Origin of the sequence: Streptomyces lateritius (assembly GCF_014649715.1) — a bacterium.
In the GTDB taxonomy this organism is placed as follows: domain Bacteria; phylum Actinomycetota; class Actinomycetes; order Streptomycetales; family Streptomycetaceae; genus Streptomyces; species Streptomyces lateritius.
Window position 1 is genome coordinate 21,604 of the sequence record NZ_BMTO01000014.1, and the last position, 25,030, is coordinate 46,633.

Here is a 25,030-nt window from a genome sequence, read left to right on the forward strand (position 1 = left end):
GAGCCGCGCCGTGATCTTGCCCGGTGGGCCGCCCCGACCGGGCTGGTGTGATGAGGCGAGGGCGTGGTGCTGTCGGGCCGAGGTCGCCGTCCGCCGCACTGCCCTGAGACCCGGTCAGGGGTCGAGGGATCCGCTCTTCACAGCCGTCCAGTTGCCGCCCTTCACCGCGTACACCGTCAGTCGGCGATTGACGGTGTCGCCGTACTCGTCGAAGGCCACGTGACCCGTGACGCCGTCGAACGCGAGCCCCGCCACGGCCTGTGGCATCTGCGCCCGGGCATTTCGGGGGAGGGTACCGCCGTGGGCCTCCACTACGGCCTTCACCGCCTCGATGACGGCCCAGGTCGCGTCGTACGCGTAGGGGCCGTACGGTCCGGCCGCCTCCGGGTACCCCGCCTCCCGGTACCGCGCGAGGAAGGTCTCTCCTCCTGCCAGGCTCTCGGCGGGTACGCCGATGTTGGTGGCGAGGTCGCCCTCGGCCTTCGCATTGGTCGTGATGAACTGCTGGTCGAAGACGCCGTCGCCGCCCATCAGGGGGATGTTCACGCCCGCCTGCTTGAGCTGCTCGGAGAGCGGCCCGGCGACGGTGTGGTAACCGCCGAAGTACACGGCGTCGGCGCCGGAGGCCCGGACCTTCGAGGCAAGGCCCGAGAAGTCGCTCTCCACAGGATCGACTTGATCCGTGCCGACGACCGTCCCGCCGAGCTTCGTGAACTCTTCCCTGAAGCCCGGGGTGAGGCTGGTGCCGTAGGCGCTGTTGTCGTCGATGACGTAGAGCTTCGTCTTCCCGGCCTCGTCGTGGAGGTACCGGGCGGCGAACGGCCCTTGGTCGACGTCCGTGGCGACGGTACGGAAATAGGTCTTGTACGGGCGGGACTTGGCGCCCTTGGCCCAGTGCGGGCCCAGCGTCAGCACGGGGTCGGTGTTGGCCGGTGACACGTTGACCAGGTTCGCCTGTCCGAGCGGCTCCACCATGGTTCGGGCGACGCCGGAGTTGAGGGGGCCCACGATGCCGAGCACTTTGTCGTCGGCTATGAACTGAGTCGCGTTCGGCCGGCCCTTGGCGGGAGCGGCCGCGTCGTCCAGAGCTTTGATCTCGAAGTTCACGCCGGGTACGTGCCGGGTCCGGTTGGAGGTCCTGGCCGCCAGGTCGGCGGAGTTCTTCATGCCGACGCCCAGAGAGGCCAGGTCGCCGCTGAGCGGTGCGTCCACCCCGATCACCACTGTGACGGGGGAAGCCGTGGAGCCGCTTCCGGACGCCTTGCCGCCGGGCGGTGCGTCATCCTTGAGGTTCCAGGTCAGGACGGAGCCGACGGCCAGGGTGGCCACGGCGACTCCCAGGACGGCGGAGCGCCGGGTGAGGGCGCGCCGCCGGGCGGACGCCTCCTCGTCGCGCCCCTCCCTGTCCGTCCCGCCGAGCGAGACCACGTCCTCGGCCGAGGGCACGGGCGTGGGCGGGAGCGGCGGGTGGGGGGGCCGGTCCGGCACGGGGTGGCGGGGGGCACCGGGGGCGGACGCCGAGTCCCTCACCGTGGGCGGCGGGGACGGCGGTTCCGCCTCCCGCTCCGTCGGGGTGGGGGCCTGCTCCGTCACCGCGGCCGATACGGACGCCGGATCCGGGGCGGCCCCCGGCTCCGACTCGCGCAGGACGGCCTCGGGGGTGACGTCGGCCCGCGAACGGGAGGACCGCAGCGCCGCCGCCAGCAGCTCGGCGGCCTCGGCGGCGCCGGCGCGTCGCTCCGGGTCCTTGGTGAGGAGCGCGTCCAGCACCGGCGCCAGCGGGCCGGCGTGGGTCGGCGGCCGATGGGGGCGCGTGAAGACGGCCACGGCAAGGGCGTGGAGCCCCTCGGCATGGAACGGCGGGTGCCCCTCGACGGCGTGGTAGAGGGTGGCGCCGAGTGCCCACAGGTCGTTGGCGGGCGTTGGGCGCTTGCCCTCCAGCTGCTCCGGTGACATGTACTGCGGGGTGCCGATGACGATCCCGCTGTGGCTGAGCTTGGTCGTGGCGTCCGCGAGGTGGGCGATGCCGAAGTCGGTGAGGACGACGCGGTCCTTGGCGAGGAGCACATTGTCCGGCTTGATGTCGCGGTGCACGATCCGCGCGTCATGCGCCTCGGCGAGCGCGTCGAGCATGGCGGAGCCGATCTCCGCCACCCGCCGCACGGGCAGCCGGCCCTGCCGCTGGATGGCCGCGGCGAGAGACTGCCCCCGGATGAACTCCATGACGATCACGGGGGCGCCGCGGTGCTCCACGACGTCGTGGATGGTGATGATCCCGGGATGGCTGAGAGTGACCGCCGCGCGGGCCTCGCCGGTGAAGCGTCTGAGCAGCGTGGCGCGGTCGCCTTCGTCCAGACCCGTCGGGAAGAGGATCTCCTTGATGGCGACCTCACGCCCGAAGAGCTGCTGGTCGACGCCCCGCCAGACCCGGCCCATGCCGCCCTGGCCGATGCGTTCGACCAGCCGGTACCGGCCGGCGATGAGTTCGGAATTCTGCTCGGTCACGCGCACACTCTAGGACCTGATGGGTCGACGCGGTGACGGAACGATGGCTTGATCACACACCCCGCCGGTTCGCCCACTCTCGCAGGGCCTGGCCGTGGGGGATGACGCCCGGTCAAGTGCGGTACGAGATCGGCGACAGGCTGTCCACCGCCTCGATCGACGAGTTCCGGAAGACGGTCCGCGACCACTTCTGACCCGCCTTACGAGACACGGCTTGATCAGCACGCCGTACGCGTCCCCAAGGTGCTGACGACCGCGATGAGGCCTCATGAGCGGCGGCGGGTCCGAGCGTCTGAGGAGCGGAGCGTCGTCCGTGCGGCCGGTCCGATATTCGATGGTGACGGGGTCGCGCCATCAGACACAATGCCCGCGATGATCTCCACTGCCGGCCAGCTGCTCGCCGCCCTCGAACCCCTGCCGCACGCCGCCCGCCTCCGGTACACCGCCGTCACCGCTCACCGGCTCGCCGCCCGAGGCGGACTACGGCCTCTGCTCACCACTCTGGACGCACTCGGCCCGTACGAGCGCCGCCTCGCCGCGCTGGCGGCCCTGACCGCTGGGGAGCTCGGGCACCTGATGGCTCGGCTCGGCGACCCGGACCCGGTGGTCCGCCGGTACGCGCTGCGCGGCGCCCGCCGACTGCCCGTCCCCGACGCCGCCGTCGAGGCCGCTCACGACGACGCGCCCGCCGTGGTCCGCGCCGACCTCGCACGGCTGTTGCGCGACGGGCGGCGGCCCGCGCTCGCCGAGCGGCTGGTGCTCCGCGTGCGCACCGAGTACGGCGACCAGGACGCGGCCCGGCTGCTGCCGGGCTGCTCGACGGAGTTCACCGCGCGGATGCTGCCCGAGCTCGCCGGAGCGCTCGCGTTCGAGGACTGGAGCACACTGGCCGTACGCCATCCCGGCGCCGTCCTCGCCCACATGGAGCGGGAACTCGGCGGCCTCCCCGAGCGGTCGCGCCATGACTGGTGGAGGCGGCACGCCGTCGGAATCGCCGCCGCCCTGCCCGCCGCGCCGGACCGTGTGCTGGATCTGCTCGAGCGGTTCGGGCCCGACGACCTACCCGGTCCGGTGCACGACCGGCTGGGCGACCTCGTCGCGGTGGACGCCGAGCGCGTCGCGTGCTGGCTCGCCGACCCCTGCCGGGCGGCCGCGCGGTGGGAACGGACACCCGGCCGGGGGGTCATGCGGCAGCTGGTGGCGGCGGATCCGCCGTCTCTGCCGATGCTCGGGGCCCGGTGGTTCCACCGGACGGCCTTCGGTGCTCTGCTGCGCTCGATGCCACCGGCGCGCCGGCCCGGCTTCGTGGACGCCGTCGTCACCGCGGGCGATCCGCGCAGGAACGTCCTTGTGCATGAAGGGGTGCTCGCCCTGCTGCCGACCGCCGAGCGGCACGCCCGGGCCCGTGCGGCGGTCGAGACACTTCGCGCCGAACGCCGCTCGGTCTGGGAGCTCTGGGGCCTGCTGGCGCTGCTGCCGACCGCCGAGGCCCGCCCCGAACTGCTGGCCGCCCTCCGTACCGGTGACGCCGAGGAGCGCGGGACGATCTGGGACCGGCTGACCGTCAACGCCGGCCACACCCGTGATCCGGAGCAAGTCGCGGAAATCCTCGCGCTGGCCGCCGACCGACTGACCAACGAGCGCGACCCCGTACGCGGGGAGGCCCTGTCCGCCTTCGCCGACCTGCCGGCAGAACTGTTCGTGGCAGCCCTCGGGGCCGGCGCGGGCGCCGGGCGCCGTACCGGGGCCGAATCTCTGGAACGGCTGTGCCTGGACGCCCTGGGCGCCCGGGACTGTTCACCCGGGACCCGGGACACCATTCGGACCCTGGCCGTGACCCTGCTCGCCACGTCCGTGGGCGGGGCCGCAGCCGACGGTGCGGCCCCGCCCACGGACGCACCTGCGGGTGCCGTTGGCGCCGACGCGCTGCGCACGGCCGTACGCCTCATGGAGGCGCTGACCGCTCACACCGGAACGGTGGAACTCGGCCGTCTGGGCAGCACGGTGCGCGGCGACGGGGTACGGGCCCTGCTCCAAGCAGTCGGCCCCTGGCTGGACCGGGCCGCCGTCCGCGGTGACGTCGGCCCCCTGCTCGCGCTGGTCCGGTCCTGCGGACACCGCGCGTACCGGATCCCGGAACTCCAGGACCGCCTCGAACAGGCTCTGCGCACCTGCCCGGACGGGGTCTTCGGTGAGGTCGCCGCGGCCTGGCTGGCCGACCGCGCGACCCGGGGGGACCGGGTGGGCGAGCTGCTGGCACGGGAGCCGTCCGCGGTCTTCCTGCCTCAGGTGCTCGCCGTACTCGCAGCGGAGCGCACCGACCTGCTGGACCGGGCCCTGCCCGAAGTCCCGACCCCGGGCGGCCGTTTCCCTTCGGCGGGCGCTCCCCGGCCGCTTCCCCCCTTCCGGTACGCCGACCGGTGGCTGCCCCGGCAGCAGGAGTCCGCGGTCCGGCTGGCCGCGGCCGTCAGCGCCGATCCCGGTCGGGGTCTCGACGAACGTGCGGCGCTGCTCCGTGCGGTGGCCCGGGTGCCGGAGCACGGGAGGGCCCTGCTCCAGCGGTACACCGCCGCCCTGCCGACCGAGCCCGTAGCCGGTTCCGGCGACACCGCGACGTCCACCTCCGGCCATGCCGAGTCCGTTCTCACGGCAGCGGCTCTGGACGCGGCCGCCCATACGGACGACCCGGCCTCCGCCCTCGGCGCCCTGCTCGACCACGCCGGTGACGACCGGGCCGCGGCCGCCTGGTCCGCCGCCGCCCGCGCCGCCGCCCACGCCCGGCCCACCCAGGTCGCGGCCCTGCTCCGTGATGTGCTGACCCGCGAGAGCGGGGTGAAGGTCACCGTCAGGAAGGCGGCCGCCCGGCTCGCCGCCCGCCACCTGCCCCCGCGCGCCGCCGCCGCGCTCCTGTCCACCGTGGGCAGCACCCCGGGCGTCCATCCGGACGTCCACGCCACCGTGGTCGGTCTCGCCACGACGCTGCTGCCGGACGAGGAGATGTGGGCCCTGTTGGAGTCGGCGGCCAGCGACGGGCCGGATGCCGCCCGGCGCACGCTCCTGGACGTGACTCCGGCGGATCTGGCCCCGGCCCATCGGACGCGGTTCGGGGAGCTCGTCGCCCGACTGCCCTTCGTGGCCGAGGAACAGACGGCGGAGCAGGCTCTGTTCAACCTCCGCGACTGGGCGCAGTACACGCCGGCGGCCGGCACGGCACTGGCTGACGTCTACACCGACCTCACCTCGCCACTGAGTGTGTGGCGGGCGGGCTACGGGCTGACGGAGCTGGCCCAGTCCGAACTTCCCCACCCGATCGGCGGCGTGGAGCCCGGCAGCCTTCTCCACGACGTCGTGGGCCGGCTTCTGGCGTTCATCGCTGCCGGCGAAGAGGTGGGCGGCGGCGTGCGCGGCAAGGATCTACCGGCACGCCGTCGTCTGGAATCCCTCATCGGTTCGTCGATCCGTGACCACCGGATGTGCGCGGCCCTGGCCCGGCGGCTGGCGGCCGAACCGGCAGTCACCGCCATCCGCACCGCCCTCCTCGTACGGGCGATCGACCTGGAGGCTGCCGCGCCCGACCTGCTGCTCTCGCTCGGCGAACTGACCGCTGCGATCGAGGGTCGCGCCGTCCTCGGGGCCCGCGTGGCCGAGGACGTGGAGGAAGCACACCGGTACGGCAACCCGCTTGCCGGCCCCGCCGCCGCCCTCGAAGTGGTGGGTGCCCTGAGCAGCGACGGCGGCCTCGTGGAAGGCCTCCTCGCCGTCGGCCTCGCCACGGCCCTCGGAACCCGCCAGAACTGGCCGGAGAGCTGCCGCGCGGCCGTTGTCGAACTGCGCCGCCACCCCGAGCAGGAAGTCCGTGAGGCGGCGTACGCCACGGTCCTGGGCGGAAGCTGAACCCAAGGCGATCGAGATCGAGACAGAGAGCGTCGCCTGCGGGAAGAAGATGCCGCAGACGGCACCGCCCTCGGCCACCGCCGGCCCGGCGTCCCGGAGCCGCCGCCCCTCGGCGCGGTTCTCGAAGGCGGTGGCCCGCCGGGGAACCACGCCGACCCGATGCGGTGAGGAGACGGCACCCCGGGTGCGGCCTGGGACAGGTGACATGGTCGACGCGGTACGTCACCAGGCTGCCCTGTACAGCGTGAACATGCCCTTCCGGCCCTTCGGATGCCGGAGGGAGCTTGTCGAGGCGGCCGCCGCGAGCGCTGCCCAGGACGTCAGCCGCACGGCGCAGTGAGACGCTCCTTCGGACGTGCCTGGAAGGCTGCGGCCCTGGGAAGGTGGTCGGCTTGCTCCGGCGCCCCACACTGACGACCGGACGGCACCGCGCGGTCCGGATCGTGTGGGAATTTCGACCGACGGCCTACTTCTTTTCAGCCGTACCCGCGCCCGGCGCCTCGTCCGAGCCGCTCGTGCCGACAACTTCACCCCGCCTCGCGCCGGTGGCCTTGACCCGCCTCCTGGCGGCGACCGCCGCGAGCACCACACCGGCCGCGATCACCATGAGACCGCGAAGCCACACCAGAGCCTCGATCTGTGTGGCGAGCACGACACAAGAGACCACGCCCAGGACGGGGATCGCGGTCGGAGCCCGAAAGTGGTCGGTCTCGCCCGCGTCCCGACGCAGGACGAGGACCGCGGTGTTGACGATGAGGAACACCACAAGGAGCAGCAGGACGAGTGTGGAGGCCAGTTCGGCGACACCGCCGGTCAGCGCGAGGAGCATCGCCAGCCCGGTGGTGGCCGCGATCGCGACCCAGGGCGTACGGCGGCCGGGCAGCACCTTGGTCAGTCCGCTCGGCAGCAGCCCGTCACGCGCCATGCCATAGGCGAGGCGGGACGACATGATGCCGGTGAGCAGCGCGCCGTTGGCGACGGCGACGAGTGCGACGGCGCTGAACAGCCATGTCGGAACGCCGCCCGCCGCCTTGACGACTTCGAGCAGTGGACCGCTCGACTCGGCGAGCCTGTCGGTCGGCACGGCGACGGAGGCCGCGATTCCGACGAGCACGTATACCGCGCCCGCCGTCGCGAGCGCGCCGAACAACGCTCGCGGATAGGAGCGTCGTGGGTTTCGGGTCTCCTCGGCGACGTTCACCGACGTCTCGAAGCCGACGAAGGAGTAGTACGCCAGCACGCAACCGCTCAGGACAGCGGTGGCAGCGCCCTTCTCCGAGGTGCCGAGCTGGGTGAGGCGGCTCGGATCGCCTTCGCCACGCACCAGCAGCCAGACGCCCAGGCCGACGACGACGGCGAGGCCTCCGACCTCGATGACGGTGGCGACGACGTTCACACGAGTCGATTCCTTGATGCCTCTCGCGTTGACCAGTGCGAGAGCGGCCAGGAAGACGACGGCGACCAATCCGACGGGCAGCGTCACGAACGCCGACAGATAGGCGCCGCCGAAACCTCGGGCGAGTGCCGCGACCGAGACGACTCCCGCGGCGAGCATGCAGAATCCGGCGACGAAGCCGACGACCGGACCGAACGCCCGTGTGGCGTAGTGGGAGGCCCCACCGGCCCTCGGGTACTTCGTCGCCAGCTCCGCGTAGGAGGCGGCGGTCAGCAGAGCCAGCAGGAGGGCGACGACGAGGGGCACCCACACGGCGCCGCCCGCGTCGGCGGCGACCTGGCCGATCAAGACGTAGACACCGGCGCCGAGGACGTCTCCGAGGATGAAGAAGAAGAGCAGGGGAGTGGTGAGGGCCCGCTGGAGAGAAGGCTCGGTCGCGGCCGTCGGGGGTGCAGCTTCAGCTGTCGACATGTGGGCTCGTATCCCCTGGACGGCCGGAAGCACACTACTGCCACCAGCACTCCCCCCTGGAGCTGGACGAGCCGGATCGCGGCGCTCCTGAGCAGTGGGCCGGCCGGCGCAGCAAACCGGTCGAGCGGGGCGGCCCGGTTCTCGGGGACAGCGCGCTCGTCCTGGATGCTCGGCGGCGATGTCCACGGACGAGTCGTCCGGCACCTGCAGGGCTGGGTCGGCGCCATCTCCAGCGGCGGGACCATTTACGTGCCGGCTTGCGCCAGTTCCTCGACGTCGAGGATTGCGCGTATCGCGGGCGTATCGAAAATCGCATACGCCATCGCAACGGCTCTCCGTCTCCAATGGGGGAATGAGCCACCACGCGTCCCTGACAGCACCGCCCCGCCGCACGCGCCGGATGGTGCTCCTCAGCCTGGCGATCCTCGGCCTGGCGAGCGCCGCGTTCGTCCTGCGGCGGCCACTCATGATGGCTGCTCCGATGTGCATGGCCGGGCGGTGGCACGGCTGCTTCGACACGTTCAACGGTGTGGTGCTGATCACGTTGTCGGCGCTGCCGTTGGCCGTGCTGGTGGTGTGGGCTGTGGCGCACCGTCGGCGTGCCACGGGCGTCACAGCGGCGTGGCGGAAGTCGCTGGCCGAGGTGGGCATGGTCCACGGGACGGTGCCGTTCATATGGATGACCATGATGCCGGGCGCCGGGGCGGGCACCGTCCCCGGCCGGGTGAGCCTGGTACCGCTGCGGGCGCCAACCGCTACCTCCTTGTGCGCACCTTCGCCCCCGCCGCTGCCGTGGCGATGGTCTTCCTGCTCGGGTTCGGCCTCGTCGGAGGATGGGCCCTCGCCGGCCGGATGCTCGCACCACTCACACAGATCACGGCCGCGGCACGGAGGGCCGGGAACGGATCGCTGTCCCACCGGATCCACATGAAGGGCCGGCAGGACGAATTCCGTGAACTCTCCGATGCGTTCGACTCGATGCTCGAACAACTCGAGTCCCACGTCGCAGAGCAGCAGAGGTTCGCCGCGAACGCCTCCCACGAGCTGCGCACCCCCCTGGCGATCTCGCGGACGCTCCTCGACGTCGTCCGCAAGGACCCCGCGCGTGACCGGGGCGAACTCATCGAACGCCTGCACGCTGTCAATACGCGTGCGATCGCCCTCACCGAAGCCCTCCTGCTGCTCAGCCGCGGCGACCGCGGAAACTTCACCCGTGAGAGCGTCGACCTTTCCCTCGTCGCCGAGGAAGCCGCCGAAACGCTGCTTCCCCTCGCCGAACAGCGCCGGATCACCCTCGACGTCACCGGCGGGGCGGCCCAGACCAGCGGCTCCGCGGAGCTCCTGCTGCGCATGGTGACGAACCTCGTCCAGAACGCCATCGTCCACAACCTCCCCGCCCACGGCACCCTGGCAGTCCACACCGAAACGCAGGGCGACACGAGCGTGCTGCGGGTCGAGAACACGGGGCACCCGCTCCCACCGGAACGGGTACCGACTCTCACCGAACCCTTCCAGCGCGGAACGGAACGCGTACGCACCGACGAGCACGCCGGCGTCGGCCTCGGCCTGGCCATCGTGCACAGCATCGTCCGCGCCCATGACGGGACTCTCGACCTCGTCCCCCGCCCCGCCGGCGGTCTCGTTGTCACGGTCCGGCTTCCCGGCACGCCGTAGGCATCGTGCCCGAGCGGGCCCCCCCAGGGCGCTTCTCGCAGATCACCTCGCGAGTCCGCGGCGCCACGCGACCATCAGGTAGCCGGCGGCTGACCACCGGGGACGAAGGGGGTGTCCGATCCTCGTGACAGGGTGGGTCGCGGACGGAAGAGCCGTCTGCGGGGGTATCCCGCGGAGCCACAGGAGCAGCACGTGAAGAACGCCGACACCGCGCCGGACGGCCGCCGAACGGAGCGGAGACGTTCGGACCTCGCCGTGGTCACGGCTTGGTGGCAGGGGCTCGGCGGCGACAAGTTCCTCGTGCTTCCGCCGCCGAACCGGGACCGCTACACCCAGTCCGACGGCCACGAGGACGCCGCCGAACTGCACGCGGCGCGGGGGCTCACCGACCCCGTCTCCTTCGCGTACTGGCACTGGCAGTCCCACGGGCGGGCCTTCGACCGCGCCGGCGCTCTGAGGGGCGAACTGCTGCTGCACTGGGGCGGCGACCACACCGCCGTCGCCGCCGGGCTCGGCGAGGGGCCGGCCGGTTTCCGGGTCGTGGACGGCGGACCGCGGGGCGCCTTCCGGCTGGACCGGATCACCCACCGGGACGACGCGGGCCTGCCGGACCCCACGGACCCCGACGGCGTACGGCAGTTCCTCGACGCGCTCGACGAGCCGGTGGACCGCACCGCTCCTTCCCTCGGGTACCGGCCGCTGTCCGCCGTCGAAGCCGCGTGGCTCCACGAACGGCTGCGCGGCCCCCTGGATCTGTCCGCCGCGACCCGGTTCGCGGTCTCGCTCGAGCGGCGGGACGGGCTCACCCGCGACGAGACGGAGCGGCTGCTGCGCGCCTGGCGCGAGGAGTACGAGGGACGGCTCACGGAGTGGGGCGCCTGGGAGGAGCTGTTCCACGCGCTGCTGCGCCACGGCCACGAGGAGGCGTGGGAGATCGTCGGCACCCTCGGTTCCCGGGCGGCCGGTGTCCTGTCCCGGGTGCCGTCCGAGCGGGGCCTGGCCGTCGTGCGGGGGGTCGCGCTCGCGGGCTCCCGCGTCACGGTCCATGCCTGGCTGGCGCTGCACCGGTCGCTCCACGAGCCTGACGCGGTACAGGCCGCGGCCGCCCTCGCGGCGGAACTGGCCGCGCACGACCTGCCGAAGACCTCACTGCACGGGCTGCGCGACGCGCTGATCGAGGCCGTCACGGCCGACTGGCGCCGGGAGACAGGGGCGAACCACCACGCCGGCCGGTCCTACGCAGGCCTCGCGGCGGTCCGCTTCGCGACCGACGAAAGGCTGCCGCGCGCTCTGCGCGTCCTTTCCGCGGATGCGGCCCGCGACCGGGTGGACCACGTACGGGAGGAGGCGCTCCGGCCCGGACAGACCGTGTTCACCGGCCTCGACCCCGCCGACGTGCTGGCCGCAGTGGCCCGCTACGAGGCCGTCCGCGACGGGCTCCTGTCCACGACCGGGCCCGATCTCACCGCCTCCGACAGCAGGCTGGGTGACGCGTGGCACCGGTTCCGGACGCTCACCGACGCCGACGTGCGGTGGCTGCGGGAGCAGGTGGCCGACCCGAGGACCGGTCTGCGGGGGCTAGGTTTCTGCCTCGAACTCCTCCTCGCCCACGGCCTGGCCACGGAGTCCGATGTCGAGGCGCTGCTGCCACGCCGGCTGAAGGACCTCACCAAGAAGTACCGGACCACGTACACCGAGTGGCGCCACCCGCTCGTCACCCTGACCTGTCTCGCCCTCGACCTGGATCATCCGGCCGCGGGAAAGCTGGTCTCCTGGTGGAACGGGGCCCGGCCGCTCTGGAAGGACGAGCTGCGGCTCCTCACCCACCTCGGCGCGCCCGACGAGGCCAAAGCCGCCGAGCTGTGGGACTTCGTCACCTCGCCCGCCCACGACGTGGGCCAGTTGATGACCTGGGTGCTGGTCCGGGCCCGTCTCGACGGCGAGCCCCCGCTGCTCGTGGCCGACCGGCTGCTCGGCACCCCCGGCATCCGCGACCACGTCCTGCACCGGGTGCTGATCGGCGTGGCCGACCCCGGGCAGCCGTTGTGGCACTACGCCGTGGACACACGCAGCAGAAGCTGGTGGCAGCGCGCCCTGGAGGTCGCCGAGCACCCCGGCCTCTCTACCGAGGCCCGCGCAGTCGGCCTGAGGACCGCCCGTGAGCACTACCTCGTCCGCTACCCGGACCAGCTGAGGCCCGCCCCGACCGAGGCCGAACGCGCGGCGGCCCTGGCCTGGATCGACCAGCGCGCCGACAGCTAGTGCCGCATCCGGCAACGGTCCGATGTGGTGCTAGCTGTGTGCTTCCTCAGCGACGCAAGCCTCGGCGTCAGTCCTGGTAGGCGTCCGGGCCTTCGACCGTCAGGTCAGCCCGGTAGGCGTACCCACCTGTCTACGTGCGAGCGACTGCACCCTCGGAGGGATCGACTCTGTGCCGCCCGCCCTTCGGGCCCTTACCGCCCCAACGCGCTGACGCGCCAGCCACGAGCACCCCGACAAGCGCCCCGGTGGTGTTGAAGAGGACATCGTCGATGTCCACAACGCGTCCAGCGTTCATGATGAGTTGCACGATTTCGATCCCCACGCTCAGAGAGAGGCCCCCGACCAGGACTCGTCGTCCAGAGGACCTCTTCGCTGCCGCGTACCAGAAGATCGCAAGCGGTACAAACATGGCAGCATTGGCGATCGAAGTGGCGGTAGCCATGCGCCGCTCCATCGGATACATGCCCGCGCTCTCAGAGTCGAAGAAGGCGCCACCAGGCGTCAGTGAGATGTACCTGATCCCGGACCCTGGCAACTGGGTGGGCATGATGGTGGCCACGAGCACAACGGCCAGGCCGGCGAAGAACAGGAGGCAAGCGATCCTTCGGCGCTCCGCCGGGGCGGAGGCAGTCCACCTCGTCAAGAGTACGGACGCCAGGGCAGCGACGAGCACGAAAAGTGAAACACTAAGCGTGTTGACATATAGGACGATCTGTCACATGTTCTGCCCTGTCCGTTACTTGTGGGTGCAGGTGGCGCAGTCTGGCCGCGTCCGCCCAGAGCTGCATCGCCGGTCGGGCGAAGGAAGGCGTCGCGATCACGCGAAGGTCCGGCGGCCTTGTTTCGGCCGAGAAGGCAGACTCGTCCCACGCCGTTCGGGAGCGTCGGGCCCGGCGTGTGGCAGGGCCGTGTTCCCGCGATCTGGTCATGCGTCAGGTGTGCGGGTGGGGGTACGCCCCCGCCACTCGGGTCGCTCGTCACGCCGGGTGTGGCGGGGGCGAGGCCGGTGTCAGGCGCGAGTGTTGACGCTCACCGGCCTTGATCCGGTGGGCGGTGTCCAGCCCTGGAGCGTGGCCCGGATGCCGACGCGGGTGTTGCAGTTGATGACCTGGAAGTGCAGGTGCGCGCCGTTCGCCGCTCCGGTGGCGCCCGACCAGCCGATGATCCGGCCCTGCGGGACCCAGTCGCCCGTGTTGTAGATCGCGCGGTTCAGGTGCGCGTAGTGAGTGCACTGGCCGTTCGAGTGGCGGATGATGACCTCGATGCCGTTCTGCCAGTACGGCGACCAGTCCGAGACGAGAACCGTGCCGCCCTGCGCGGCGGAGACCTCGTAGTTCGCCGGCAGCCCGAAGTCCCAGGCGTACTCGTTGTACGGGCCGGTGTGCGAGTAAGTGCCCTCTGGACCTTGGGTGACGAGATAGGACTCGCCCGACGGGTAGGGAAGTTCGTAGTAGTAGTCGACGGCCGCGGCCGGAGGGGCTGCTATGAGGCCGATGCCTGCGACCGTGAGTGCTGAGCTCGCCATGGCGCCGAATCTGAGGAGAATTCGTCTCGCGTTGCGCACTGCGCCTCCCGTTGAGGGTCTGATCCAGACCGGACAACACTGGCACCAACCACCCCATTCAACAAGGCTGTTGCAGAAACTTTCAGCAAGTTCTGCCGTGGGCGGGGGGAAGCGGCTGGAGGTAGCCCCTCCTGTGGCGCACGTGGCCAACCGCCCCCTGCCCCTCGGTACAGCGCGCTTCGGCCTGCGCCGAATGTTTGTTGCCCCCGTCGGGGCGACGGCCAGGGCGGAGACGGAGCTTCGCCATCCTCCCCGCCCGTGCGGCATCCCCCTTGCTGTGGGCCCCGCGCGGTTCGGCGGCTCCCTTGCCCCGGCCATGGTGCGTCAGCGGCCCTCCCGCCGCTGCGGCCGACCCGGCCCGGGTGACACCCACGTCACCCGGGCCGGCTCATGCTCACCGCTCCTCGCCCACGCGCCGCGGATTCTTCATGGCGCTCTCCCGGCCCTTCGCCCAGCCACGGTCGAACGCCGCCTTCACCTCCTGCTCCGGGGCCTGCCTCAGCCACGGCAGCAGGCGCTCAGCGGCCTTACGGTGCGCCTCGGCTCCCCCCGGGTTCGTCTTCTCGAGCTCGGCCAGGCCGACGCCGTACGTGTACGAGCGGCAGAGCTGGTCCGCGAGGAGGGCCAGGCGTCCCTGGCGGGGTGCGTCGTCCGTGTTGACCGCCCCGAGGGTGTTCCAGAACGTCAGCGCGTGCCAGAACGATCGGGCTGCGTGGTCCGGGGTGTAGCCGGGGCCGTAGGTCAGCTCGCTCGTGTTCAGGTGGATGGTGACGAAGGGCTGGTCGTTCGCCCCGCGGATGGCGATCGTCGGGTCCGGCGGCTCCTCCAGGAAGTACACGCTCGAGTCGTCCAGGGCGACGGGCTCCTTCTCGGTGGCGGTCACGGCGGCTACCTCCTGGTGTGGTGCGCGGCATGGGGGCACTGAGGGTGTGGGGGTGTGCACGTATGCCCCGGAATTTGGTTGCGGCACCTGCTCGCAGGGGCGTACGTGCGAGCGACAGGTCACCCGGGCGGTCAGGCGGGACGCGACCGGGCCTCGTCCGCGCGTTCTTCGACCAACCGGTGCTCGCTCTGCGGGCGGCTACAGGCGCCCGGCGTCGCAGAATCGAGAGCCTGTCACCGTCCGGGGCCTTCGTACGTGTAGTGGTGCCCAACCGGTGCTGCCTTCGTCGCGCCGGATCGCCGCCATGACCTGGGGCGCGATGATTTCGGCCCAGGCATCGGGGACCGCATCGAGCACAGGGCCGCGTACGGTCACCCCGGTCGGACGCCGCGCGGGTCGACCGGGGGAAGCCGGGGGCAGACGGAACGCCGGTGGGGGGGGGCAGGCCGGAGCGGGAGTCCGCCGATGACAGCAGACCGGGATACGGCGGCGGAGGTTGCCGCGCGACGGTCCAGCATGACCGCCTTCCGCTTTCCCGATGGCGACGGGGCGTCGGCGGAACGGGTGGCCGGCCAGGTGGGCGGCCTGCTGCTCATGATCACGTTCACTTGTTGTGACCGCTCGCCGCTGCGGGCCCCTGACCGTCCGCCACACTGCGTGTCTCCCGCGTCGTGCGGCGCGTGTGAGTACCTGGCGAGGCGGTGGTCCAGCCACGGCCTGCTCGCCGCGTCAGTGAGGAAGGGGAAAGGCAACGGTCGGGGCGGTAGGAGCGGTGAACCAGGTGATCACGACAGTCCGCGGTGAACGCGGTGTTGCCGGTGAACACCTGCCCGCACACCCGACGCGCGCAGCGGACACTTGCTCCTCCGTCTGGCGGCGCGCGGATGCGGTGCGGGCAGGGCGCGTGGAGCCGGCGTAGTCATGGCGCGGGTAGCCGCGCCTGTCCGAGATCCGGCTGCGAGTCCGCGTTCAGCTGCCGACGGCGGTGACGCCGAACATCAGGGTGCGACGGCTGACGTCGTAGTGCACGGTCGGTGTGCTGCGCAGGAGGTCCTGGAGGACGTCGGCGTCGTCGGTGTCGAGGGTCAGCACCTCTTCCCAGGCGCCTTCGTCCAGTACGAGTTGCAGGGTGAGGGTGCCTCGGGCAGCGGGCTCACCGGCAACCCAGCTGAACTGGTAGTGGCTGAGTTGGCGCACCTTGATGCTGTCGTCCGTGACGGGTTGCGTCACCTTGGTCGTGGCAGCTCTGGGCATGGCATCTCTCCTCGCGTGATGATGAAGGGTGTGGACAGCGGACTGGGAGTCCACGGGCCGGCGGGAAGCTGACGGCGCAGCCGTTCGGGATGCGCGGAGGGTCGGTCCGGCGTTTCCCTGGTCTTGCCGGAGAGCTCAGCAGTGGCCCGTCGTCGCGCCGTGGTGGGTGGCCCGGCGTACGGCGGCCATACCCGTTCCGCCCGCCATGGCCAGGGGCGAGGTGGCCCGGCGCAGCATTCCCGCCTTTTGCTGCTCAGGGCGCTGCTGCTCTCCGTGCAGGGCGTTGAGTACCAGCACCCCGGCGGTCAGAGCCGGTACGGCCCACTGCAGCATCGCAAGGTGACGCTGTGCCTGCTCCAGTTCCACAGGATGGCCGGCGGCCGCCTCTTGATCCCCGGCGTCCGGCGACGAGGCGAGTTCGACCTTCTTGCCGAGCACACGGCTGTAGGCGGTGGCGGCGAGCGCCACTCCGGTGAGAACCGTCTTGGCGACGGTGGAGGCGCCGACACCGCTCTGGTAGGCCACCCGCGCGCTGTTGGCGCCCAGAAGTGCGGCCCCACCGACCAGATGCGCGCCGATCGCGGCCGCGTTCACCGGTGTCCAGGCGGCCCACCCGGCACTGGCGATCCGTGAGGCGAGAGCAGGCTCTTCCACGACGTTGCCCGCCGCCTTGTTCAGTCCGACCGCTCCCATCAGAGAGCCCCCGAACCAAGCCGCCAAACCGATGTCATGCAGACTGCGCATAACCGTGTTGCGTTCCGACATCTGAGTTCCTTCCAGCTACGTCCCTGCACTCGCAAGGGCACCGCAGCCAGCTTCAGGGCGGCCGAGGTCGTCGGCCACAGGAGACTGCCACATGGGCGAACATCTCCCCGGTCAGGGGGGGCCGGAGGCCAAGGCCGCCGAGCCTGTGTGCTCACCACGCAGTGACGGGCCCGGTTCGAGTGCGACCGCGGCGGCGAAGGGTCCGACGAATACCAGACCTGCTGTTCGTCCCGCCCCGCCGGGGCGGGACGACGCTGCCGCGGCCGCCGCGCGGCAGCCCCGACCGCGTCACCGCGGCGAAACATCGCCGCACGGCCCGGTCCTCGACGGCGACGTGGTCGTGCGGCCGGGAGACCAGCTCTCCTTCGAGGCGCCGCGGCGCCGCGCCTCTCCGGCGGCCGCACCGTCCATCAGCCGGCCGAGCGCTGTTCCGCTGTTGACCGCGTCAGGTCTGACGCTTCCGCGGCCACTGTGCTTCCGATGCCGCCGGACACGGCCCTGTTCTCCCGAAGCTACGGCGAAGTGACAAGTAGCTCTCTGTAGCGGATCTGGGGGTGCTTGTCAGCGTTTTTAATCTTCTGGGCTCATCGGGGGCCGTGCTCGGCGAGGTTGGTCCGGTCATGACGACCGGAGGGAGCGCGGGGTGCGGCAAGAGTGGGAGCCGGAGGACCTGATCGAGGTCTGGACGCTGCTGGAGGAGGACCAGGAGCGGCTGCGGAACAAGTCAGGGGCAAACCGGTTGGGGTTCGCGCTGTTGCTGAAGTTCTTCGAGGTGGAGGCCCGGTTCCCGGAGGACGCCGGGGAGATCCCGGTGTCGGCGGTGTCGTACGGCGCCCAGCAGGTCTGCGGGACGCTCTGCGGCGGCGGGAGATCTGGGTGCCGGGGGCGAACCGGTGGCGGAACCCGGAGGACGATCTGCCGCCGGACTTCGAGGACAACCGCGATGTGCACTACGACGCGATCCGCCGGCCGCAGGACCCGGAGAAGTTCATCGAGGCCCTACAGAAGCGGCTGCGCGAGGCCCTGACCCGCTTCGACACCGCGCTGGAGCTGGGCACCACGGGCGGGGTGGACATCGTCAGAAAGCAGGGCGAGCCGTGGATCAAGGTCTCACCGCTGGGCAAGCAGGAGGAACCGGAGAACCTCGTCGCCCTGAAGGCGGAGATCGAACGCCGCTGGGGCACCATCGACCTGATTGACATCCTCAAGGAGGCCGACTTCGCCACCGGCTTCACCGGCGAGTTCACCTCGGTCGCCACCAGGGAGGCGGTCCCGAAGGCGGTACTGCGGCGCCGGCTGCTGCTGGTGCTGTTCGCGCTGGGCACGAACATGGGCATCAAGCGGGTCGCGGTCACCGGCAAGCACGGCGAGAGCGAGGCCGTCCTGCGCCGGGTACGGCACCTGTTCGTCAACCGGACCAACCTGCGCGCGTCGCTGGTGCGGCTGGTCAACGCCACCTTCGCCGCCCGCGATGCGCGTGGTGGGGCGAGGGCACCGCGTGCGCGAGCGACTCCAAGAAGTTCGGCTCCTGGTCCAGCAACTTCATGACCGAGTGGCACCAGCGGTACCGCGGGCCCGGGGTGATGATCTACTGGCACGTCGAGAAGAAGTCGCTGTGCGTCTACAGCCAGCTCGAGTCCTGCTCGGCCTCCGAGGTCGCCGCGATGATCGAGGGCGTGCTCGGCACTGCACGGACGTGGAGATCGACCGGCAGTACACCGACACACACGGCGCCTCCGTCGTCGGCTTCGCCTTCGCCCACATGCTCGGCTTCAACCTGCTCCCGAGGCTGAAGAACGTCGGCTCAGCGCGGCTGTACCGGCCAGCGGCCGGTCAGGACGAGAAGTGGCCGCACCTGGCGCCGGTGCTGTCGACCAAGACGATCGACTGGGACCTGATCCGCCAGCAGTACGACCAGATCGTCAAATACACCACCGCCCCACGTCTGGGCACCGCTGAGGCCGAGCAGGTGCTGCGCCGCTTCACCCGCGGGGGCCCAAGCGCGCGATCGAGGAACTCGGGCGGGCAGTGCGTACGGCGTTCATCTGCGACTACCTCGCCGACGCCGACCTGCGCCGCGAGATCAACGACGGGCTCCAGGTCGTGGAGAACTGGAACTCCGCCAACCACGACCTGTTCTACGGCAAGGACGGCGACCCGATCGGCTCCGACAAGGAGTCCCAGGAGGTCTCGATGCTCGCCCTGCACCTGCTCCAGTCCGCTTTGGTGCACTCAACACCCTGCTCCTCCAGGGCATCCTGAGCGAGGAGAAGTGGCAGAAGCGGCTCACTGACGCCGACCGGCGGGCCCTGTCCCCGCTGTTCTGGACCCACGTGAACCCCTACGGCCGGTTCGAGCTGGACATGAACTCACACCCCGCCCTCGCCGCCGCGGCGTCCATGGTGCCCGGCCGCCGAACCCCGCCCGAGACGGGAACCGCCCGGTCGGCGGCGGGCGGCTCGGCCAGGTCGGCAACCTGAAAGCCGGTACCTCCGACGTCGCCCGGAGGGCTAAATCCGGTGGGGTGCATTGCCACGCCATCCGTTTGTGCGGGGCGGACTGTGGAACGGATCAGCCGGATGCCGTCATTGCCGCGCGCGCGGTGGTGAGGATCTCCTCGGAGAGCGGGGAGCCGTTGGTGGCCCGGGCCAGGACGAGTGCACCGAGCATGGTGCACAGCCGGGTGATGCCGTCCTGGTCCTCAGTGGTGAGCCACTCGGCGAAGTCGCCCACGCCTTCGGTGTAGATCCGGCGGGCTTCCTGGCCTTCGCCCTCCCGCGCCATGTCGATGACGAGTGCGGCGACGGGACACCCGTCCGCCGGGCTGTCGCGGTGTCCAGGGGAGAGGTAGGCGTCGATCAGGGCCCGCTGGGCGGCGGCGCGCTGTCCGCCGTGCTGCTCGAATTCGTCCTTGTGATGCCGGGTGAGTTCGTTGAAGGCGTGGGCGGTGGCTTCGTCGATGAGTGCCTCTTTAGAGGTGAACTGCTTGTAGAAGCCGCCATGGGTCAGTCCGGCCGCCTTCATGATGTCGGCGACGCTGGCGTGAGTTCCCTGTTCCCGGAACAGGCGAGACGCGGTTTCCACGACCCGCCGGCGGTTCTCCTCTGCCTGCGCCTGTGATACGCGGCTCATGGGCCACCTCCCGTTGGATGTCGACTGGCATCTATCCTAGACCAGTGTTTAGATTGTGGATGTAATCTAATTTAGCGCCGTCGGCCGCTCGCCGACGGCCGTAACGCTGGGAGTGGGCATGGAACTGAAGGACGCGGTCGCGGTGGTCACCGGCGCCAACCGGGGGCTCGGGCGGCATCTGGCCGCCCAGCTCGTCGAGCGCGGAGCGACGGTGTACGCGGCGGCCCGGCGCCCCGAGACGGTGGACCTGCCGGGGGTCACCCCACTGCTGCTCGACGTGACGGGTGAGGAGTCGATCCGGGCCGCGGCGCGCATCGCCTCCAATGCGACGCTGCTGGTGAACAACGCCGGCATCTCGACCGGAACTCCGCTGATCGCGGGCGGCCCTGACGCGGTGCGCCTGGAGATGGACACGAACTTCTTCGGCCCGCTCGCCGTGACGCGGGCCTTCGCCCCCGTCATCGAGTCCAACGGCGGCGGTGCCGTGCTCAACGTCCTGTCCGTCCTGTCCTGGCTGCACCCGGCCGACCTCGGAGCCTATGCGGCGGCCAAGGCCGCAGCGTGGGCGCTGACCGGCGCGGTCCGGGAGGAGTTGGCACCCCGCGGCATAGCCGTCTCGGCGCTGCACGTCGGATACATGGACACCAGCATGGCCGCGAGCGTCCCCGCCGACCGGAAGGCCGACCCCGCCGAGGTCGCCGCGCAGGCCCTGGACGGCATCGAGGCGGGACTGCCCGAGATCCTTGCCGACGAGATCACCCGGCAGGTGAAGCAGAGCCTGGCCGCATCGCCGAACGCGGCCTGAGGCGCGCATCGCCCCACCTGCGCTGGCAACGAGAGCACTCCGTCTCCCAGCCACCCCCATCCGCACAGGAGCCGATCATGAACGCGCCGCGCAGTTCCCCCACGCCCGCCCCGTCGTCGTACGAGGAGGCACCGACTCGTTCGGTGTCCGTGCGCGGCGTCGACTTCGTCTACCGGCAGCTCGGTCCGGAAACAGACGGCGTACCGCTGATCCTGCTCCACCACCTCGCCGCGGTCCTGGACAACTGGGACCCCCGCGTCATCGACGGCCTCGCAGCCCGGCGCCGGGTCGTCACCTTCGACAACCGCGGAGTCGGTGCGTCGGGCGGTTCCACGCCCGACACCATCGAAGTGATGGCCCGCGACGCGGTGCTGTTCATCCGCGCGCTGGGCTTCGAGCAGGTCGACCTGCTCGGCCTGTCGATGGGCGGCTTCATCGCCCAGGTCATCGCGACTCAGGAACCGCGGCTGGTGCGCAAGGTCATCCTCACGGGCACAGGCCCCGCCGGAGGCCCCGGCATCGACAAGGTCACCGCACTCACCCTCCAGGACACCCTGAAGGGCTTCCTGACCCGCAAGGACCCCAAGCAGTTCCTCTTCTTCACCGACACCGAGCACGGCCGAAGGGAAGCGCGCGCCTTCCTGGAACGGCTGGAGGAACGCACAGAAGACCGCGACAAAGCCATCTCGCCGAGGTCGTTCCGCGCCCAGCTGAAGGCCATCCGCCGATGGGGCCTCCAGCCGCCGGCCGACCTGACACGCATCGGCCAGCCGGTCCTGGTGGCCAACGGCGAGAGCGACCGGATGGTGCCGAGCGAGAACACACTCGACCTGGCCGCGCGGCTACCCCGGGGCGAACTCGTCCCCCTCTACCCGGATGCCGGACATGGGGGCATCTTCCAGTACCACGACGAATTCGTCGCACGGGCGCTTGGATTCCTGGAATCGTAGCCAGGCCGGGCCCGACGCCGATCCGCGCGGCCCCGTGAGGTTCGCCGATGCGCGGGAGGCGCTGGCAGCGGAACCCAACTCGTAACTCACCCCAGCCCGGTTTCTCACAAACGTTGGCGGGCTCAAGGGGCACCCCGGCCGACCGTGGCCCGGGCAGGCCGTGGCGGCCGGGCACCCCGCCGCCGGCGCCGATCGACCCGGACCTGCCCAGCGCGGACATCCGCATCGGCTACGCCCGCTGCTCGAACCTCGGGCAAGAACTCGACTCCCAGCTCGACGCGCTGAGCAAGCACGGCATCCCGAGGGACAAGATCTTCAGCGAGAAGCTCGCCGGCCCCCTGCCCGGCATCTACGACCCCACCGGCCCCGGCAAGCTGCTGTTCGCATTCTTCGCCGCGATGGCGGAGACCGAGCGTGAGAACATCCGCGAGTCCACACTCGAAGGGCTCGACACCGCGGCCCGCAAGGGCAAGCACGGCGGCCGGCCACCGGTCATCACCGACGACATGCTCCACACCGTGCTCCGGCGCCGCGCAGGCGGCGAGTCCGTCGAGCAGATCCAGCCCGACCTGATCATCCCCACCGGCAAGCGCAAGGGACAGAACCCCTCCGTCGCCAGCATCTACCGGTCGCTCGCCGAACACGCCAAGCGCCAGGCGTACCCCGAAGCCGTTGAACAGACCCACGCCGACTTCGCCGCCCTCCAGGCCGGCGAAGTCCCCGGCCCCGCCCTCCCTGACCGAGCGTCACTCTGATTACAGAGAGCTACTTGTCACTTCGCCGTAGCTTCGGGAGAACAGGGCCGACACGACCGTCGCACAGGAGATGCGCCGTGCGGTCAGCTGTCGGCCGGCATCACGCGGGTCACCTTGCCCTTGCGGTCGGCGTCAAGGTAGCCGGAATCGTATTCGTCACCGATGTAGACGGCGATGCCGGCCTCGGTGTCGAACAGGTTGTTGGGCTGCCTGATCACCAGGTAGCGCGTCGTGGGTTCCTTGACGTTGAGGTCCTTCTCCGCCCTGGCGATCAGGGCGGGCAGTATGTCCCAGTCGTAGGTGTCCAGACCGACCGGGAGATCGCCCCCCATCAGCGTGCCCTTCATCGAGGTCTGACTGACGCCTTCGCCGACCCGATACGAGTAACTCTCGTAGCGGGTCTTGCTGCCCTTGACCATCATCTCCGCCGACACGTACTCGGGGTACACGACGAACCGGCCCACCTGGTCGGTGCCCGCGGCCGCCTTCAGTTCTTTCACGGCCACCCGGATGCCGTCCGGCGTGAGGAGGTTCGCCTCGGCCGCGGTCTTCGTGGGACCGGGCGCGAGGGGGGTACGAGGGCCGGGGGAGGCGGAGGCGGACGCCGAGGTGGAGGCGGCGGGGGATACCGGGGGCCCGCCGGCACCCTGCTCCTCGGCGTCCGGCAGCAGGGACCACGTCAGGACGCCGGCGGCCACGGTCGCCACGGCGGACGAGGCGATCGCGACCCGCCTACCCGCCCGGGAGGAGCGGGCGGGCGGAGAGACAGCCGGGTGGGTGGGGCCCCCGGGATACGGGGTGTGGGTGTGCGGGGCGGACGGAGCCCCGAGGCCCCGTGGGGATACAGGGGTCTTGAACGGCTCACCTACAGGCCCCGCGGCGGGTGTTCCGGGAGTGGGCGGCCCGAAGCCCGTGGGCGGGTCCGCCACGGCTGACGGGTACGCGGCCGGGGTCGGCGCGGGTGCAAGCCGGTAGGAGGTGGCCTCGTCCGCGGAACTCGCCGGCTGGTCCGCCTCAGCGTTCGGCGCAACCTGGGCGAGCATCCGGTCGAAGGTCTCCGGACCGGGCCGGGCGGCAGGGTCCTTGACGAGCACGGCCGCCAGGGCGCCGGCCAGCGGGCCCGCGTGGCGGGGAGGAGGAAGTTCTTCGGTGAGAACGGCCGCCAGGGTGGCGAGCGTGGTGCCTCTGCGCAGCGGATGGTGGCCTTCGACGGCGACGTACAGCATCATCGCGAGCGACCACACGTCGGCGTCCGGCCCGCCTTCGCCGCCGGAGATGCGTTCGGGTGCCATGTAGTCGGGAGTGCCGATGATGGATCCGGTGGCGGTGAGAGCTGTGGACTCCCTGATGGAGGCGATCCCGAAGTCGGTGAGGACGGGACGCCCGTCGGGCCGCAACAGTACGTTGGCGGGCTTCACGTCCCGGTGCTGGATGCCCACATCGTGCGCGGCGCGCAGTGCGGCCAGCACCTCGCGGCCGATCTTTGCGGCGGCGGCGGGCGTCAGCGGCCCCTGCGCGAGTCGGTCCTGGAGCGAGCCGCCTGTCACCAGTTCCATGACCAGCCAGGGATAGGCGTGTTCGGCTCCGTCCACGACGTGGTGGATGGTCACCACGTTGGGGTGCTCGACTCGGGCGAGGGCCCGGGCCTCACGGAGTACGCGGGCGCGCAGCATCGCGGCCGCCTGCGGGTCCGACTCGGCCAGCCCCGGATCGGGCGGCCGTACTTCTTTGAGAGCAACAGCCCGGTCCAGGACCAGGTCACGTGCCCGCCACACCTTGCCCATACCACCGCCGCCGAGTGGCGCCTCCAGTTCGAAGCGCCCGTCGATGACCCGTCTGCCAGATTCTCCGTCGTTCACGGGCGGAAGCCTATGAGGGCCCGAAGACATTCCCCCACTCGGGGCGCCCCGATCCGCTACGGCCACGGGCGGTTGGGCGCCTCTCCGGCCAGTCCGAGGACGGCGATGTCGAGCTCGCCGGCCAACCGTATGACCGACCGAGTCGCGCAGGGACGCGGCCGCCCATTCCACGACCGTGCTCGCCGCTTTCCTGCGGGCCAACGCCTGGGCACCACCGGTGGGCGGGCTCGCTGCGGCGCTCGGCCACGATGTGGTGCACGGGCTGGACATCACCGTCGCCCTCGGCCTCGACCGGTGCGTCCTCGAGAACCGGCTGTACACGCACCTACGGCCGCAGACTTCCGGCCGGCCGACTCCGAGGAGAGCCGAGCGACCGTTTCACCCGACCCGCCAAGGAAACATGAACCATGCGCACCGGCTTCTCCTGGGCGTATCACTGCTGTCCACCGAGGCTCCGGACGATCTGGGCGTCCCGTTCGCCGCGGTTGCCCGTCAACAGACCGAGCTCCTCGACCACGCCGCCCATGTGGGCCCGTACCCTCGCACCGCAGCGCTCGTCCCACCCTCGGCCGCTGCCCGCATCGCAACTCCTGTGCACCTGACGATCCTGAGTCCGAGCGCGCCGTTACCGGAAATCGGCAGCCGCGCTTGATCGGACTGACCCGGTAGGGAAGGCATCCACCGGCGGGGCACAACCGGGCTCACCGCCGGGGCGTAACCGGGCTCACCGCCCGGGCGTTGCCAGAGGCGACGCAGGCGTCGTCCCGGCGTGAAGCGGTGGGCCGCCGCGGCGGCCCACCGCTGGAGCGCGTCCAGCACGGCCACGTGCGCCTCATCGCCTTCGTACGTCCAGACCGATCC

Annotated in this window: 17 protein-coding genes and 2 pseudogenes; 10 read left to right on the plus strand and 9 right to left on the minus strand. The window is 71.2% G+C overall.

Annotated elements, in window-relative coordinates:
- Positions 1-114: 114 nt before the first annotated feature.
- Complete coding sequence (locus IE136_RS25890) at positions 115-2,505, minus strand: bifunctional serine/threonine-protein kinase/ABC transporter substrate-binding protein (protein WP_189601545.1); 2,391 nt, start codon at positions 2,503-2,505, stop codon at positions 115-117.
- Between the two features lie 372 nt (positions 2,506-2,877).
- Between IE136_RS25890 and IE136_RS25895 the strand changes: the two genes are divergently transcribed.
- Positions 2,878-6,399, plus strand: coding sequence for a hypothetical protein (locus IE136_RS25895; RefSeq protein ID WP_189601546.1), 3,522 nt, complete (start codon positions 2,878-2,880; stop codon positions 6,397-6,399).
- A gap of 466 nt (positions 6,400-6,865) precedes the next feature.
- Here the strand turns inward: IE136_RS25895 and IE136_RS25900 are convergent, their stop codons facing one another.
- Complete coding sequence (locus IE136_RS25900) at positions 6,866-8,266, minus strand: APC family permease (protein WP_189601547.1); 1,401 nt, start codon at positions 8,264-8,266, stop codon at positions 6,866-6,868.
- Between the two features lie 675 nt (positions 8,267-8,941).
- Here IE136_RS25900 and IE136_RS25905 point away from each other — a divergent pair.
- Together IE136_RS25905 and IE136_RS25910 are read left to right on the plus strand one after the other, a co-directional pair.
- Complete coding sequence (locus tag IE136_RS25905; RefSeq protein WP_189601548.1) at positions 8,942-9,940, plus strand: sensor histidine kinase; 999 nt, start codon at positions 8,942-8,944, stop codon at positions 9,938-9,940.
- A gap of 192 nt (positions 9,941-10,132) precedes the next feature.
- On the plus strand, positions 10,133-12,202 hold the full coding sequence (locus IE136_RS25910; RefSeq protein ID WP_189601549.1) for a hypothetical protein: 2,070 nt from the start codon (positions 10,133-10,135) through the stop codon (positions 12,200-12,202).
- Between the two features lie 130 nt (positions 12,203-12,332).
- On the opposite strand, the gene IE136_RS25915 is transcribed toward IE136_RS25910, so the two are convergent.
- From IE136_RS25915 to IE136_RS25935, 5 genes are all read right to left on the minus strand, one after another.
- Complete coding sequence (locus IE136_RS25915; protein WP_373309137.1) at positions 12,333-12,875, minus strand: VanZ family protein; 543 nt, start codon at positions 12,873-12,875, stop codon at positions 12,333-12,335.
- Between the two features lie 336 nt (positions 12,876-13,211).
- Positions 13,212-13,727: a M23 family metallopeptidase gene (locus tag IE136_RS25920; protein WP_158983930.1), complete on the minus strand. Its 516-nt coding sequence runs from the start codon at positions 13,725-13,727 to the stop codon at positions 13,212-13,214.
- Between the two features lie 433 nt (positions 13,728-14,160).
- Positions 14,161-14,649, minus strand: coding sequence for a hypothetical protein (locus IE136_RS25925; protein ID WP_189601551.1), 489 nt, complete (start codon positions 14,647-14,649; stop codon positions 14,161-14,163).
- Between the two features lie 969 nt (positions 14,650-15,618).
- On the minus strand, positions 15,619-15,903 hold the full coding sequence (locus IE136_RS25930; RefSeq protein WP_158983926.1) for a hypothetical protein: 285 nt from the start codon (positions 15,901-15,903) through the stop codon (positions 15,619-15,621).
- Between the two features lie 135 nt (positions 15,904-16,038).
- Positions 16,039-16,668 (minus strand): hypothetical protein, encoded by a 630-nt coding sequence (locus IE136_RS25935; RefSeq protein WP_229819153.1) that lies wholly within the window; start codon positions 16,666-16,668, stop codon positions 16,039-16,041.
- A 643-nt stretch (positions 16,669-17,311) separates the two neighbouring features.
- Here IE136_RS25935 and IE136_RS36795 point away from each other — a divergent pair.
- The 3 genes and pseudogenes from IE136_RS36795 (at position 17,312) to IE136_RS36485 (ending at position 19,148) form a co-directional block, all read left to right on the plus strand.
- The gene (locus IE136_RS36795; protein ID WP_189601552.1) at positions 17,312-17,695 is read left to right on the plus strand and encodes a DUF4158 domain-containing protein; all 384 of its coding nucleotides are present in this window, start codon (positions 17,312-17,314) and stop codon (positions 17,693-17,695) included.
- Positions 17,696-17,736: 41 nt separating this feature from the next.
- Positions 17,737-18,601 (plus strand): annotated as a pseudogene (locus tag IE136_RS36800) (Tn3 family transposase); the annotation flags it as partial.
- A gap of 95 nt (positions 18,602-18,696) precedes the next feature.
- Positions 18,697-19,148: pseudogene (locus IE136_RS36485) on the plus strand (Tn3 family transposase).
- A gap of 91 nt (positions 19,149-19,239) precedes the next feature.
- Here IE136_RS36485 and IE136_RS25960 read toward each other — a convergent pair.
- Entirely contained in the window at positions 19,240-19,800 is a 561-nt protein-coding gene (locus IE136_RS25960) for a TetR/AcrR family transcriptional regulator (protein WP_158983920.1), read from the minus strand.
- A 118-nt stretch (positions 19,801-19,918) separates the two neighbouring features.
- Between IE136_RS25960 and IE136_RS25965 the strand changes: the two genes are divergently transcribed.
- The 3 genes from IE136_RS25965 (at position 19,919) to IE136_RS25975 (ending at position 22,310) form a co-directional block, all read left to right on the plus strand.
- Positions 19,919-20,605 (plus strand): SDR family oxidoreductase, encoded by a 687-nt coding sequence (locus IE136_RS25965; protein ID WP_158983918.1) that lies wholly within the window; start codon positions 19,919-19,921, stop codon positions 20,603-20,605.
- Positions 20,606-20,682: 77 nt separating this feature from the next.
- Positions 20,683-21,555 carry an alpha/beta fold hydrolase gene (locus IE136_RS25970; RefSeq protein WP_158983916.1) on the plus strand — a complete coding sequence of 291 codons (873 nt, stop codon included), beginning with the start codon at positions 20,683-20,685 and terminating at the stop codon, positions 21,553-21,555.
- Positions 21,556-21,668: 113 nt separating this feature from the next.
- Complete coding sequence (locus IE136_RS25975; protein WP_189601555.1) at positions 21,669-22,310, plus strand: recombinase family protein; 642 nt, start codon at positions 21,669-21,671, stop codon at positions 22,308-22,310.
- 83 nt (positions 22,311-22,393) lie between these two features.
- Here IE136_RS25975 and IE136_RS25980 read toward each other — a convergent pair whose 3' ends face one another.
- Entirely contained in the window at positions 22,394-24,169 is a 1,776-nt protein-coding gene (locus tag IE136_RS25980) for a serine/threonine-protein kinase (protein ID WP_229819154.1), read from the minus strand.
- Positions 24,170-24,344: 175 nt separating this feature from the next.
- On the opposite strand from IE136_RS25980, the gene IE136_RS36805 reads away from it, so the two are divergent.
- Positions 24,345-24,821 carry a hypothetical protein gene (locus IE136_RS36805; RefSeq protein ID WP_373309138.1) on the plus strand — a complete coding sequence of 159 codons (477 nt, stop codon included), beginning with the start codon at positions 24,345-24,347 and terminating at the stop codon, positions 24,819-24,821.
- Positions 24,822-25,030: the final 209 nt, after the last annotated feature.

Excerpts from the sequence above, each read along its gene's own strand:
- IE136_RS25895 (WP_189601546.1), top strand. The coding sequence starts at position 2,878 with ATGATCTCCACTGCCGGCCAGCTGCTCGCCGCCCTCGAACCCCTGCCG.
- IE136_RS25900 (WP_189601547.1), bottom strand. The coding sequence starts at position 8,266 with ATGTCGACAGCTGAAGCTGCACCCCCGACGGCCGCGACCGAGCCTTCT.
- IE136_RS25905 (WP_189601548.1), top strand. The coding sequence starts at position 8,942 with ATGGATGACCATGATGCCGGGCGCCGGGGCGGGCACCGTCCCCGGCCG.
- IE136_RS25920 (WP_158983930.1), bottom strand. The coding sequence starts at position 13,727 with ATGGCGAGCTCAGCACTCACGGTCGCAGGCATCGGCCTCATAGCAGCC.
- IE136_RS25930 (WP_158983926.1), bottom strand. The coding sequence starts at position 15,903 with ATGCCCAGAGCTGCCACGACCAAGGTGACGCAACCCGTCACGGACGAC.
- IE136_RS25935 (WP_229819153.1), bottom strand. The coding sequence starts at position 16,668 with ATGTCGGAACGCAACACGGTTATGCGCAGTCTGCATGACATCGGTTTG.
- IE136_RS25960 (WP_158983920.1), bottom strand. The coding sequence starts at position 19,800 with ATGAGCCGCGTATCACAGGCGCAGGCAGAGGAGAACCGCCGGCGGGTC.
- IE136_RS25965 (WP_158983918.1), top strand. The coding sequence starts at position 19,919 with ATGGAACTGAAGGACGCGGTCGCGGTGGTCACCGGCGCCAACCGGGGG.
- IE136_RS25970 (WP_158983916.1), top strand. The coding sequence starts at position 20,683 with ATGAACGCGCCGCGCAGTTCCCCCACGCCCGCCCCGTCGTCGTACGAG.